The organism is Sphingomonas canadensis, from assembly GCF_026013525.1.
Classification (GTDB): Bacteria; Pseudomonadota; Alphaproteobacteria; order Sphingomonadales; family Sphingomonadaceae; genus Sphingomonas; species Sphingomonas canadensis.
Genome location: NZ_JAPDRA010000004.1, coordinates 56,585 through 69,802, shown reverse-complemented (window position 1 = coordinate 69,802; position 13,218 = coordinate 56,585). Strand labels below are relative to the sequence as shown.

Below are 13,218 nucleotides of genomic sequence, written 5' to 3'. Positions count from 1 at the left end.
CTCCGGCCTCAGATATAGCCGCCCTCGGGGTCGTCCAGCCGGTCGCGGTTGCGTTCGGAGAAGAAGCGGAAGGCGCCATAGCCCGCAACCAGCAACGCGAGAATGAGCGCGAAGATCGCCGTGTCCCGCCCGCTGGTGCTGGGTGCCAGGCCGGCGGTGCGGCCTTCCTCGAACGGATCGACCAGCAGCGCAGTGGGCGCGAGCTGGATCTTGTCCGCTATCTCGTCGAGCGCTTTGCGCTCGTTCGACGGCTCCACCATCTGGCCGTCCAGCACCATGATCGGTCCGAAGGCGCCTTCGGCCGCGATCAGCTTCTGAAGCGCGGCGTCGCTCACATGGCCGCGCTGGATCATCTGGCCGATCGCGGGCTCGGCGTTGCTGGTGGCGTTGGTGGGATAGACCGGGGCCATCACCCAGCGATCGCTCTCCACGCCACGCTTGGTGCGCGTCAGCTCCACCATGCGGGTCACGTCGACCTGGCCTAGCACGTTCACCTCATGCGCAGGCCCGACGTTGCGGCCCTTCTGGAACTCCTCGATCTTCACCAGCGCGGGCGGTTTTCCGGCGCGCGCAGCGGCCTTCTCCGCCTCTTCGGCGCGATCCTGGAAATAGAGGGTGACCGCCATAACGACGCCGAGCGGCGCGATCGCGAAATAGGCGATGGCCGGCAGCCGAAAAAGCATCGAAAGCATGTGTTCTCCCCCAAGAACGATATTCCCGCCGCAATATTGCGTGCGCCCCGGCCGTGGTTTGCGCGGTTGTTTCCCGGCCCCGGCAAGCGCGATCGGCGATATCCCCAAACGGGGGAGCGCCCCGTTGCGACACCCCCTTGTGCGACGCAGCAAAGCGTTGCAGCATGCGTCCGGGTTGCAGCATGTTGCGCAGGGAGCTTTGTTTGGCGGCATCTGGGGCGTTCGACGAAATCTGGGGCCACGGCGGGCCTGAAGCGCCGCGACCGGAATTCGCCGCGCTTTCCCAATGGATCGCCGATACGCCCCCGGCGGAGCTGCAGCGGCGCCAGCAGGCCGCCGAACAGGCGTTCCGCCAGCTCGGCATCACCTTCGCCGTCTATGGCGACAGCGAGGCGGCCGAGCGCATCATCCCCTTCGATATCGTGCCCCGCATCTTCCTGGCCGACGAATGGGCGCGGCTTTCGGAAGGGCTGGTCCAGCGCGTCCAGGCGATCAACGCCTTCCTGGAGGATATCTACGGCGATCGCCGCATCCTGGCCGAAGGGGTGATCCCGCCCGAGCTGGTGCTGATGAACGAACAGTTCCGGCCGGAGGTCGCGGGCGTGCGGCCGCCGCACGGCGTTTGGGCGCATATCTGCGGCATCGATCTGGTGCGCACCGGCCCCGACGAATTCTTCGTGCTGGAGGACAATGCCCGCACGCCATCCGGCGTATCCTATATGCTGGAAAACCGCGAGGCGATGATCCGCCTGTGCCCGGAGCTGTTCCGCGATTTCCGCGTCGCACCGGTCGACAGCTATCCGGATATGCTGCGCCAGACGATGCAGTCCGTGGCGCCCGGCGGCAACGCCAATCCGGTGTGCGTGGTGCTGACCCCCGGCCACTTCAACTCGGCTTATTATGAGCACAGTTTCCTGGCGGATTCGATGGGGATCGAGCTTGTCGAGCCCGCCGATCTGGTGGTGGACGACGATATCGTGTGGGTGCGCACAATCGCCGGGCGGGTGCGCGTCGACGTGATCTATCGCCGGATCGACGATGATTTCCTCGATCCGCTGGCCTTCCGCCCGGATTCGATGCTGGGCGTGCCGGGGCTTATCGCCGCCTATCGCGCGGGCAACGTCGCCATCCTGAACGCGCCCGGCAACGGCATCGCCGACGACAAGGCGATCTATAGCTACATGCCGGAGATCGTGCGCTTCTATTCGGGCGGCGAGGCGAAGCTGCCCAATGTCGAGACCTATCGCTGCCGCGAGCCGGACGCGCTGAAATATACGCTCGACAATCTCGACAAGCTGGTGGTGAAGCTGGTGGACGGATCGGGCGGATACGGCATGCTCGTCGGCCCCACCGCCACCCGCGCGCAGATCACCGAGTTCCGCGCCGCGCTGGAGGCGGAGCCGCACCGCTACATCGCCCAGCCCACGCTGGCGCTCTCCACCGTGCCCACCGTGACCGAGAAGGGGCTGGCGCCGCGCCATGTGGACTTCCGCCCCTTCGTGCTGACCGGCAGCGACGGGGTGCGTGTCGTTCCCGGCGGCCTTACCCGCGTCGCGCTGCGCGAGGGATCGCTGGTGGTGAACTCCAGCCAGGGCGGCGGCACCAAGGACAGCTTCGTGCTGCTCGATCAGGGGGCGGGGGCGGCCTGATGCTGATGCTTTCCCGCACCGCCGCTGCGCTCTACTGGCTCGGCCGCTATGTCGAGCGCGCGGACTTCACCGCGCGGCTGGTCGAGGCCACCGTGCGGCTCGACGCGCTCTCCGCGCGGCCGGCGGGCGAGGCCGCGTGGCAATCCGCGCTGGCGGTCAGCTATACCGAGGAATCCTTCGCGGCGACGGGGCAGGCGGTCACCCAGGCGAACGTCGCGCGCTTCCTGACGCTCGACAACACGCATCCCGGATCGATCGTCCACTGCCTGGACATGGCGCGCAACAACGCCCGCGCCGTGCGCACCGCGCTGACGCGGGAGGCGTGGACCGCGATCAACCGCGCCTGGCTGATGTTCCAGAACCGCGCCTCGACGGGCGGCTCTACCGCGACGCTCAACCTGCTCGAACAGGTCAAGGGCGAGACCCGCGGTTTCGAGGGCGCGATCCACCGGATGCTGCGCAACGAGGCGACGCTGCTCATCCAGCTCGGCGCCGCGGTGGAGCGGGCGGACAACACCGCGCGGCTGCTCGACGTCAAATATCATATCCTGCTGCCGGAGGGGGAGCCGGTGGGCGGCGCGGTGGATCGCGACCAGTGGACCACGATCCTGCAGACCGTCTCCGCGGTCACCGCCTATCGCTGGCTCTATCGCGACGGGCTGACGCCAGCGAACGTGATCGACCTGCTGATCAGCCGGTTCGAGCTGCCCCGCAGCCTGGCCGCCTGTGTGGAGGAAGTGGTGCAGCTCCTAAGCGCGGTCGCCAAGCGCACCGGGCTCCAGGGCGAGGCCGATCGCATGGCGCGCGCCCGGCTGTCGCGCATCCAGAAGACGCGGACCAGCGATGTGATCGTATCGGGCCTTCACGAATTCCTGGGCGCCTTCATTCGTGAGAATGCGCTGCTCGACGGCGCCATCGCCCGGCAGTTCCGGTTCGTCTAGGGAGGAAGCGGATGCGCATCGCCGTCGATCATCGCACCCATTACCGCTTCAGCGAGCCGCAGGCGCGGATCGTCCAGATGCTGCGCCTGACCCCGACGGACACGCAGGACCAGACGGTGGTGAGCTGGTCGATCGGCGTCGATTGCGACGCCCGGCTGCGCCACGGCGCCGACGGTTTCGGCAATGCCATCACCATGCTCTATGCCGAGGGGCCTATCGCGGCGCTCGACATCACCGTGATCGGCGAGGTGCTGACGATGGAAGCAGCGGGCGTGATCCGCGGATCGCATGAGCCGTTGCCGCCGCTGCTGTTCCTGCGCACCACCCCGGCCACCACGGCCGATGCGGCGCTGGCGGCCTTCGCGGCCGAAGCCGCGGCCGGCGAGCCGCTCGACCGGCTGCACCGGCTCAACGCAGCCTTTCACGCCCGCTTTCCCGATGTCGCCGACGTGCGCGATCGCGGGCGCGGCGCGGCGGAGGCGTTCGGCTGCACCGCGCCCAGCTCACGCGAGGCGGCGCAGATGTTCCTCGCGGCCGCCCGGTCGCTGGGCGTGCCTGCGCGCTATGTGTCGGGATACCGCAGCGACGGCTCCGCCCATGGCGCGCCGCATGGCTGGGCGGAGGCGCATGTGGCGGGGCTCGGCTGGGTCGGCTTCGATCCGGCGACGGGGCTGAGCCCGGATGAAAGCTATGTCCGCGTGGCCATCGGGCTGGACGCTGCCGGAGCCGCGCCCACCGCGGGCACCCGCAGCGGATCGGGCGCCGAGGAGCTGGACGTCGACGTGATCGCCGAACCGCTGGGGCGCGAGGAATAGCCGCAGGCACGCTCGGGCCAGGTCAAAGCGAACGATCCACCTTCGGCATGTCCGGCATGCGCCCCGCCGGGCTGCCGCGCGTTTCGTGCGCTCAGGCCAGTTCGCGCATCATCGGCGACGGAACGGGCATCGATACCGGCGCATCGCCATCCTCGTAGCGCGACCAGCCGTTCGGCCCCAGCACCTCCATCGGGCGATAGCGCGTCTTGTACGCCATCCGCGCCGAACCCTTCACCCAATAGCCCAGATAGACATAGGGCAGCCCCGCCGCGTTCGCGCGCAGGATGTGGTCCATGATGATGAAGTTGCCCAGGCCCGGGCGGCCTTCCTCGTCGGCCAGGAAGAAGCTGTAGATCATCGAAAGCCCGTCGGCCTGCTGATCGGTGATGCAGGCGCCCACCAGCCGCCCGCGCTCGCCCTCGGCCGCAGGTTCGCGATATTCGATCACATAGGAGGAGACGGGGCTCTGCTCGACCATGTCGGCATAGTCGTTCTCGTCCATCGCGGCCATGCCGCCGCCCGGATGCCGCGCGCGCAGATAGCGGTGCAGCAGCTCGAACTGCTCCTCGGTCGCCCAGGGCTTGCAGGCGGTAACCTCCAGGTCCGAATGGCGGCGCAGCAGCTTGCGCTGGGTGGCGTTGGGGCGGAACTCGCCCGCCACGACGCGGACCGAGACGCAGGCGGTGCAGCCCGCGCAGCTCGGGCGATAGGCGACCGACTGGCTGCGGCGGAATCCGATGCGGCCCAGCGCGTCGTTCAGCTCGGCGGCGTGGGCGCCTGAAAGCTCGGTGAAGATCTTCCGTTCCTGCCGGCCCGGCAGATAGGGGCACGGGCTGGGGCTGGTCACGAAGAAACGCGGGAAACGGGAAAGTGCAGTCACCGCCTATTCGCCCCTTGCTCTCTGGCCGCCCTGAACCGGCCTTCGAGCGGGACTATGATACGGAAAAATGATGATGAAAAGCCGCTTTACCATGAAAGAGGGTTAACGGCGGGACGGTGGGAAAGCGCTCCCCGGGTGGGCCGCGGAGATACGCCCGCGGCCCGATGGGAGACTGTAGTGGCGCCATCATAGCTGCGGGGGCGAATCGTGTGAATCGCGCGGCGACTCGCTTCGCCGCACGTGCGATTCGCTTTGGCTCAGTAAAGCTACGTAGGCTGCGCGTCCGGGGCTGCGCGTCCGGACCGGCGGCTTCCCGCCGGGGGAGGAGAAACTACTTCAGGACGATCAGCTCGGTGCGGTATCCCGCCTCCGCCAGCGCATCGAGCAGCGCCTGGCGCTGGATAGCGTCGCGCGTTTCGAACTCGATCTCCGCGCGCGTTTCCTTGGCCGATCCCACGCCGAAGATGCGGTTGTGCGACACCTCCAGGATGTTCGCGTCGCAATCGGAGAAGATCTTGGTCACCTCGTGCAGCGCGCCCGCCTTGTCGGCCAGGATGATCGCGATGCGCGAAAGCCGCCCGGTGCGCGCCATGTCGCGCAGGATCACATTGGCCAGCACGCGCGGATCGATGTTGCCGCCGGTCAGCACCAGCCCCACCTTGCGCCCGGCGAACTCGCTGCGCACGCCGTTGGGCTTGGGCAGCAGCGCGGCCAGGCTGGCGGCGCCCGCGCCTTCCACCACGGTCTTCTCGACCTCCAGCAGCAGCGAGATCGAGCGTTCGATATCGCGCTCGCTCACCACCTTCATATCGGTCACCTTGCGGCGGATGATCCGCATGGTGAGCGATCCGGGCACCTTCACCGCGATGCCCTCGGCGATCGAATCGCCGCCGTCGCCGAAATCCTTGCCCTTGATGGCGTTGTGGACGGCCGGATAGCGCTTCGACTGGACGCCGATCACGTCCACCGGCCGCGGCTGCGCATGCGCCACCAGCGAGATGCCCGAGACGAGCCCGCCGCCGCCCACGGGCACGACGATGCAGTCCAGATCGGGCACATCCTCCAGCATCTCCAGCGCGACGGTGCCCTGGCCGGCGATGATCTCCGGATCGTTGAACGGATGCGCGAACACGAGGCTCTCGGCCTCCGAAAGCGACACCGCGTGGTTATACGCATCCTCGAAACGCTCGCCGTGCAGGATCACCCTGGCGCCGTGGCTGGCGGTCTGCTGCACCTTCACCGCGGGGGTGAACTGCGGCATCACGATGGTGACCGGGATACCCAGCCGCGCGCCGTGATAGGCCAGGCCTTGCGCATGATTGCCCGCCGAAGCCGCGATCACGCCGCGCGCGCGCTCCTCGTCCGAAAGCTGGAGCAGGCGGTTGAGCGCGCCGCGCTCCTTATAGGCGGCGGTGAACTGCAGGTTCTCGAACTTAAGGTACACCTCGGCGCCGGTCAGCTCCGATAGCGTCTTGCTGAGCAGCGTCGGCGTGCGCACCACCGCCCCGGCAATGCGATCGCGCGCGGCGAGTACATCGTCGAAGGTGACCTCGGGATGGTCATGGGCGTGATCGTGGTGCGTTGCGGTAGCCATGGTGGCCCCGCCCTAGACCATCCGCGCGTGCGGGGAAACGGGCATGTTGGGCGCTTGCCGCTCGCGCGCTCCGCGCTGCGGCGATGTCCGGAATCGAGCGCGCTCCGCCCGCGCCGCGTCTGGCGCCCGCCGCGGGCAGGCCCTATGCCCGGCGGCGATGAAGACCTTCGCCCGGATCGCCCGCCGCATCCCCGCCGTCGCCGCCATGCTCGCGATGCTGCTCGCGCCCGCAGCGCGGGCCGACACGCTGATCGACAACGTCAACGGCATCACCCTCGACGCGCAGGGCAAGGTGGTGCGCTTCACCGGGCTGGTGTTCGGCAGGGACGGCAAGGTCGCGAAGCTGCTGTCGCGCACCGACAAGCGCCCGCGCACCCGCGATCTGGACTGGTGGACCGACATGAAGGGGAAGGTGATGCTTCCCGGCATGGTCGATGCGCACGGCCATGTGATAGGGCTGGGCTTCAACCTGCTCCAGCTCGACCTTTCGGCGACGCGCAGCCTGGACGAGGCGCTGGCCAAGATCGCCGCGTATGCCGCCGCCAATCCCTCGCGCTGGATCGTCGGGCGCGGCTGGAACCAGGAACGCTGGGGTCTGGGCCGCTATCCCACCGCCGCCGAGCTGGACAAGGCGGTGGGCGACCGGCCGGTGTGGCTGGAGCGGATCGACGGCCATGCGGGCTGGGCCAACAGCCAGGCGATGGCGCTGGCGGGGGTGAGCGCCGCGACCGCCGATCCCAAGGGCGGGCGGATCGAGCGGCTGGCCGGCGGCGCGCCCGCGGGCGTGTTCGTCGACGGTGCGATGGCGCTGGTCGACCGCCACCTGCCCCAGCCGACCCCGCGCGAACGCAACGCCGCGCTGCTGGCGGCGCAGGAAGCGCTGCTGAAGCTGGGCATCACCGCCACCGCCGACATGGGCACCAGCGTGGAGGATTGGCTGACCTTCCGCCGGATGGGCGACCTGGGGCTGCTACGCATCCGCATCATGAGCTATGCCGCCGGGATCGAACCCGCGCTGGCGGTGGGCGGGCAGGGGCCGACGCCCTGGCTCTATGCCGACCGGCTGCGCATGGGCGGGATCAAGCTCTATGCCGATGGCGCGCTGGGCAGCCGCGGCGCCTGGCTGAAGGCGCCCTATGCCGATGCGCCGGGGCAGGTGGGGCTGCCGTTCCTTTCCGACGACCAGTTCCTCAACCTGATGGCGCGCGGGGCGATGGACGGTTTCCAGATCGCGGTGCATGCGATCGGTGATCGCGCCAACCAGCAGGTGCTCGACGCGATCGAGGTGCTCGCGGGCAGCTATACGGGCGACCGGCGCTGGCGGATCGAGCATGCGCAGGTGATCGATCCCAAGGATCTGCCGCGCTTCGCCGCGTTCGGCACGATCGCTTCGATGCAGCCCGTCCACCAGACATCGGACCGGCTGATGGCCGAGGCGCGGCTGGGGGCGGAGCGGCTGAAGGGCGCCTATGCCTGGGCGTCGATCCTGCGCGCGGGCGGGCGGCTGGCGTTCGGATCGGACTATCCGGTGGAAAGCCCCGATCCCTGGGCGGGCTGGGCCACGGCCTTCACCCGGCAGGACGCGGACCTCCAGCCCTTCGGCGGCTGGATGCCGCAGGAAGCGGTGACGCGCGAGCAGGCCTGGGCAGGCTTCACCACCGGCGCGGCCTATGCCGGCTTTGCGGAGGGGGTGTTCGGCCGGCTGGAACCCGGGCTGCGCGCCGATTTCATCATCGTCGATCGCGATCCGCTGCTTGCCTCGCCCACCGAACTGCGCGCGACGCAGGTGATCGAGACCTGGGTGGGCGGCGAGCGCGTGTGGGCGCGCAAATGAGCCTGCGCGGATGAGCCGGGCGGACCGGCTGTTCGCCCCGCTGCTGGCGGGGGCGAACTGGCGTGACCGGATGGTCGCCACCTTCGGCGCGCTGGCCGGAATCGCGCTGACCGCGCTGATCTGCACCCGGTTCGCCGGGGCCGGCGGCGGCGCGGGGCAGGGTGCGCCGCTGCTCGTCGCGTCGATGGGCGCCTCCGCCGTGCTGGTGTTCGCGGTGCCCAGCAGCCCGCTGGGCCAGCCCTGGCCGGTCATCGGCGGCAGCACGGTCTCCGCGCTGGCGGGGGAGCTGGCGCTGCACCTGCTGGGCGGCGGCTGGCTGGCCGCTGGCGTGGCGGTGGGGCTGGCGATCGCGGCGATGTCCGTGCTGCGCTGCCTGCATCCGCCGGGCGGCGGCGCGGCGTTGATCCCGGTACTGGGCGGGCCGGCGATGCTGGCGCACGGCTATGGCTTCGCGCTCTATCCCGTGGCGATCAACGCGGTGGTGTTGGTCGCGCTCGGCTGGCTGTTCCACCGTTTTTCCGGCCACAGCTATCCGCATCGCGCGCCCGCGCCGCCGCCGGGCGGCCCGCTGAAGCCCGAGGATATCGACGCCGCGCTGGCCGAGGCGGGCGAGGGATTCGACATCAGCCACGAGGATCTGACGGCGCTGATCGCCGGTGCCGAGCGCCATGCGCGGACGCGCATGGCCGCCGGACGCCGCCGAAAATGAGAAAGGCCGCGGCTCCATCCGGAACCGCGGCCCTCGCTCCCCGCGTTGACGAACTGGGTCAGGCGACCTGCGCGGCCACGTCTTCTTCCGGATCGCGCAGCACATAGCCGCGGCCCCAGACGGTCTCGATATAATTCTCGCCCTCGGTCGCCATGCTGAGCTTCTTGCGCAGCTTGCAGATGAAGACGTCGATGATCTTGAGCTCGGGCTCGTCCATGCCGCCATAGAGATGGTTCAGGAACATCTCCTTGGTCAGCGTCGTGCCCTTGCGGAGCGAGAGCAGCTCCAGCATCGCATATTCCTTGCCGGTCAGGTGCACGCGGGCGCCGTCGACCTCCACGGTCTTGGCATCCAGGTTCACCGCCAGCTTGCCGGTGCGGATCACCGACTGCGAATGGCCCTTGGAACGGCGCACCACGGCATGGATGCGGGCGACCAGCTCCTCGCGATGGAAGGGCTTGGTGACGTAATCGTCGGCGCCGAAGCCGAACGATCGCACCTTGCTGTCCATCTCGTTGATGCCCGACAGGATCAGCACCGGAGTCTGCACGCGGGCGACGCGCAGCTTCTTCAGCACGTCGTATCCGTGCATGTCCGGCAGGTTCAGATCCAGCAGGATGATGTCGTAGTCATAGAGCTTGCCGAGGTCCAAGCCCTCTTCGCCCAGGTCCGTCGTGTAGACGTTGAAGCCTTCGGTGGTGAGCATGAGCTCGATCGCCTTGGCGGTGCTCGGCTCGTCCTCGATCAGCAATACGCGCATTGCCAGTCCCCTTGCCCCCGGGTCTAACCGTCCGTGTGACAGCCGAGCCCTGAGCGATTTATTAACCTAAGCACCTCTGAAGGCAAAAGGTTAATTTTGCGCTAACCGGCCTGAATCCACGAGTCGCGGGGATTCTACGTAGGCTGGGTAGGGTAAATTGCGGTGAGTCGAGTCATTTTTCCGGGCCGTGCGCGGTTGTCACACCTGCCGGGACAATTGTTGCAGAAGCGAGAATCGCGTTTGCATTTGCGAGAACCGTTGGTCTAGCCTCTCCGGATGAGCCGCGCGCGGGGCTAAGGATGCGGGCGGCCTGCTGGAATAGGGGGCAGTCGGTCATGACCAAGTTCAAAGTAGCGTTGCTGTTCACCGCTTCGTGCCTGAGCGTTCCTGCCTGGGCGCAGGGCGAACTCCCGGCGCAGGACGATCAGTCCGCATCGGCGCCGGAAGAAGAAGCTATCCTGGTCACCGGTTCGCGCATCAAGCGCGACCCCAATGACAGCGCGCTGCCGCTGCAGATCATCTCCACCCAGGATCTGACGCGCGAGGGCATCAACAGCCCCGAGCAGTTGATGATGTTCCTCACCACCAGCGGCAGCGGCCCGGAGAACCTGGCGTCCAACGCCGACGTGGTCACCGGCGCCCAGCGCGGCACCAACGGCCTGTCCGCCGCCAACCTGCGCGGCCAGGGCAGCGCAGCCACGCTGGTGCTGCTCAACGGCCGCCGCGTCGCCGCGCACGGCCTGTCGGGCTCTGCGGTGGACGTGAACCAGATCCCGTTCTCCGCGATCGAGCGGATCGAGGTCCTGAAGGACGGCGCATCGGCCATCTACGGCACCGACGCGGTCGGCGGCGTGATCAACTTCATCACCAAGACCGATTTCACCGGCCTTGCGCTCAACGGCTTCACCGATGTCACCGAACAGGGCGGCGGCAATATCTATCGCCTGGGCGCGACGGCCGGCTACGGCGATCTCAGCGAAGACGGCTTCAACATCATGGGCGCCGTTTCCTATAGCTGGAACAAGATCCTGCGCGGTTCGGACCGCGATTTCGTCAACGGCAACCAGCCCAACCGCGGCCTTTCGGTGGATACGCGCGGCACGCCGATCGCCACCGCGTTCAACATCGGCGCCAACGCATTCCAGAATCCGGCGGGCACGCTTCTCACCGGCCTGACGCTGACCGCGCCCAACGGCGGCAACGCCGCGGCGGGCGGCATCAACATCCTCGATCTGCCCGGCGGCGCCGGCTGCGATTCGATGGATGGCGGCATGGCCTATGACGAGGTGCTCTGGGGCTCGCCGAACAACTATTATGCCTGCGCCTGGGATACGGGACGGGCGGCGGTGATCCAGCAGCCGCTGGAAACGCTTACCTATTATGCCCGCGGCACGGTTCGGATCGGCGGCATCCACGATCTCTCGCTGGAGGTCACCGGATCGGACGCGGATTCGGCCAAGAGCTTCTCCAATGCCCAGCTTTCGGCGAACACCACCAATCTCAACATCGCCTATCCGCTGAACGCGATGACCGCGGATACCTATAACGCGGTGTTCAATTCGATCCGGTCGGCATTTTCGGGCAATCCCGCGCAGGTGGCGGCGCTGAACGCCCGCTATGGCCTGCCGATCTCCTATCGCTGGCGCTGCGTCGCCTGCGGCCCGCGCGAATATCAGACGAACACCAAGACGTTCCGCGCGGCGCTGGGCCTGGAAGGGCCGCTGTTCGCCGGCTGGGATTACCGCACCGGCGCTTCCTACGCGAAGAGCGAGAGCTCGTCGCTGCTGGGCAGCGGCTATTATTACCGCGGCACGCTGGCCAACGGGTCCTACGATCCGCTGGCGCCCCAGGTGGCGGGCGCGCCCGCGGGCTATCGCGGCCTGGTCGGCGTGATGAACAGCGGCCTGATCAATCCCTTCAGCCTGAACCAGACCGCGGCCGGCCTGGCCGCGCTGGAATCGGTTTCGGCGGCAGGCACGACGCTCTACGGCGGCCGCTATGAGGTGCGCCAGTTCGACGCATCGGTGGCCGGCAGCCTGTTCCCGATCTGGGGCGGCGACGTTCAGCTTGCCGCGGGCGTCGATTATCGCCGCGAAACCTATGAGTTCAACGGTTCGGCGGCGGCCGCCGCCACCGCGCCGGTGATCTTCCTCGCCGCGTTCGACAATGTGAACGCGCTGACGCCCAAGCGCCGCAACGTGAAGGCGGCCTATGCCGAGCTGCTGGTGCCGATCCTGCCGATGCTGGAGGTGACGGGCGCCATCCGCGTGGACGATTATTCCGGCTTCGGCACCACGACGAACCCCAAGGTCTCGTTCAAGTTCAAGCCCTGGGACATGCTGATGTTCCGCGGTTCGTACAACACCAGCTTCCGTGTCCCGACCTTCAACCAGATCTTCAACGGCGTCACCGAATCGCCCTATTCGGGATCGGATCTGGCCGATCCGGTTTCGTGCCCGGGCGGCGTTCCGACCAGCGCCTATGGCAGCGGCCTGCCCTGTGCCCAGATCCGGCCGAACATCTGGACCGGCGGTACGCCCACGCTCGCCCCGGAAACCGCCAAGCAGTTCAGCCTGGGCGGCGTGTTCCAGCCGTTCAGCGATTTCAGCCTGTCGGTGGATTGGTGGTCGATCGCGGTTGACGACACGATCCAGTCGCTCACGCTGCGCCAGTTGATCGACAACGCCGCGCTCTTCCCGGATCGTTTCATCCGCGATCCCGGCACGAACGAGATCGTGACGATCGATCAGCGCTGGATCAACGCGGGTTCGCGCCGCACCGAGGGGCTGGAGTTCTCGGCGCGCGGGCGGGTTCCGGCGTTCGGCGGCGCATTCACCGGCGGATTCGACGGCACCTGGCTGCTCAAGAAGCGCGAGAAGCTGACTCCCACCGCCGCCTATGGCCCCAGCCTTGTCGGCGTCTTCACCTTCTCGGGAGACCTTGGCAACGAGTGGAAGCACAATGCGTACCTCACCTGGGCGAACGATGATCTTTCGGTCTCGCTGAGCCAGATCTTCCGTTCGGGCTACAAGAACTATGCGATCTCGGCGGCGGGCGCGGCCCGGCCCGACTATAACGCGAACGTCGATGACTATATCATCTACAATGCGTCGCTCGCCTTCACGGGGATCAAGGGGTACAAGTTCACGATCGGCGTGAAGAACCTGTTCAACACCGATCCGCCCTTCGCGATCACCTATGACGGCAACACCGGCGCCGGCAGCTCGTGGGAGCCGCGTGTGGCCGATCCGCGCGGCCGTTCGTTCACGGTGGCCGCCGAGGTCAAGTTCTGATCCGGCACGGGCGGCCGGAGCATATCGCTCCGGCCGCCCGCCATCCCGGCG

Annotated in this window: 10 protein-coding genes; 6 read left to right on the top strand and 4 right to left on the bottom strand. The window is 67.9% G+C overall.

The window, feature by feature from the left end:
* Nucleotides 1–8: 8 nt before the first annotated feature.
* The gene (locus tag OM513_RS09935; protein WP_264944025.1) at nt 9–692 is read right to left on the bottom strand and encodes a hypothetical protein; all 684 of its coding nucleotides are present in this window, start codon (nt 690–692) and stop codon (nt 9–11) included.
* A 203-nt stretch (nt 693–895) separates the two neighbouring features.
* On the opposite strand from OM513_RS09935, the gene OM513_RS09930 reads away from it, so the two are divergent.
* The 3 genes from OM513_RS09930 to OM513_RS09920 are packed head-to-tail and all read left to right on the top strand — an operon-like array spanning nt 896 to nt 4,097.
* Nucleotides 896–2,341 (top strand): circularly permuted type 2 ATP-grasp protein, encoded by a 1,446-nt coding sequence (locus tag OM513_RS09930; protein ID WP_264944024.1) that lies wholly within the window; start codon nt 896–898, stop codon nt 2,339–2,341.
* Between the two features lie 5 nt (nt 2,342–2,346).
* Nucleotides 2,347–3,282, top strand: coding sequence for an alpha-E domain-containing protein (locus tag OM513_RS09925; RefSeq protein ID WP_264944381.1), 936 nt, complete (start codon nt 2,347–2,349; stop codon nt 3,280–3,282).
* Between the two features lie 11 nt (nt 3,283–3,293).
* Entirely contained in the window at nt 3,294–4,097 is an 804-nt protein-coding gene (locus OM513_RS09920) for a transglutaminase family protein (RefSeq protein ID WP_264944023.1), read from the top strand.
* Nucleotides 4,098–4,188: 91 nt separating this feature from the next.
* On the opposite strand, the gene OM513_RS09915 is transcribed toward OM513_RS09920, so the two are convergent.
* Nucleotides 4,189–4,977 carry an arginyltransferase gene (locus OM513_RS09915; RefSeq protein WP_264944022.1) on the bottom strand — a complete coding sequence of 263 codons (789 nt, stop codon included), beginning with the start codon at nt 4,975–4,977 and terminating at the stop codon, nt 4,189–4,191.
* Nucleotides 4,978–5,308: 331 nt separating this feature from the next.
* Entirely contained in the window at nt 5,309–6,571 is a 1,263-nt protein-coding gene (locus tag OM513_RS09910; RefSeq protein WP_264944021.1) for a threonine ammonia-lyase, read from the bottom strand.
* 157 nt (nt 6,572–6,728) lie between these two features.
* On the opposite strand from OM513_RS09910, the gene OM513_RS09905 reads away from it, so the two are divergent.
* Complete coding sequence (locus OM513_RS09905) at nt 6,729–8,405, top strand: amidohydrolase (protein ID WP_264944020.1); 1,677 nt, start codon at nt 6,729–6,731, stop codon at nt 8,403–8,405.
* 10 nt (nt 8,406–8,415) lie between these two features.
* A complete protein-coding gene (locus OM513_RS09900; RefSeq protein ID WP_264944019.1) occupies nt 8,416–9,114 on the top strand; it encodes an HPP family protein in 699 nt (232 codons plus the stop codon).
* Between the two features lie 58 nt (nt 9,115–9,172).
* On the opposite strand, the gene ctrA is transcribed toward OM513_RS09900, so the two are convergent.
* The gene (ctrA, locus tag OM513_RS09895; RefSeq protein WP_264944018.1) at nt 9,173–9,874 is read right to left on the bottom strand and encodes a response regulator transcription factor CtrA; all 702 of its coding nucleotides are present in this window, start codon (nt 9,872–9,874) and stop codon (nt 9,173–9,175) included.
* Between the two features lie 335 nt (nt 9,875–10,209).
* Between ctrA and OM513_RS09890 the strand changes: the two genes are divergently transcribed.
* Nucleotides 10,210–13,167 carry a TonB-dependent receptor domain-containing protein gene (locus OM513_RS09890; protein ID WP_264944017.1) on the top strand — a complete coding sequence of 986 codons (2,958 nt, stop codon included), beginning with the start codon at nt 10,210–10,212 and terminating at the stop codon, nt 13,165–13,167.
* Nucleotides 13,168–13,218 lie beyond the last annotated feature (51 nt).

What these genes read in the sequence shown, in the direction of transcription:
- OM513_RS09900 (WP_264944019.1), top strand. Translation starts at nt 8,416, where the DNA reads ATGAGCCGGGCGGACCGGCTGTTCGCCCCGCTGCTGGCGGGGGCGAAC.
- OM513_RS09925 (WP_264944381.1), top strand. Translation starts at nt 2,347, where the DNA reads ATGCTTTCCCGCACCGCCGCTGCGCTCTACTGGCTCGGCCGCTATGTC.
- OM513_RS09905 (WP_264944020.1), top strand. Translation starts at nt 6,729, where the DNA reads ATGAAGACCTTCGCCCGGATCGCCCGCCGCATCCCCGCCGTCGCCGCC.
- OM513_RS09935 (WP_264944025.1), bottom strand. Translation starts at nt 692, where the DNA reads ATGCTTTCGATGCTTTTTCGGCTGCCGGCCATCGCCTATTTCGCGATC.
- OM513_RS09920 (WP_264944023.1), top strand. Translation starts at nt 3,294, where the DNA reads ATGCGCATCGCCGTCGATCATCGCACCCATTACCGCTTCAGCGAGCCG.
- OM513_RS09890 (WP_264944017.1), top strand. Translation starts at nt 10,210, where the DNA reads ATGACCAAGTTCAAAGTAGCGTTGCTGTTCACCGCTTCGTGCCTGAGC.
- ctrA (WP_264944018.1), bottom strand. Translation starts at nt 9,874, where the DNA reads ATGCGCGTATTGCTGATCGAGGACGAGCCGAGCACCGCCAAGGCGATC.
- OM513_RS09910 (WP_264944021.1), bottom strand. Translation starts at nt 6,571, where the DNA reads ATGGCTACCGCAACGCACCACGATCACGCCCATGACCATCCCGAGGTC.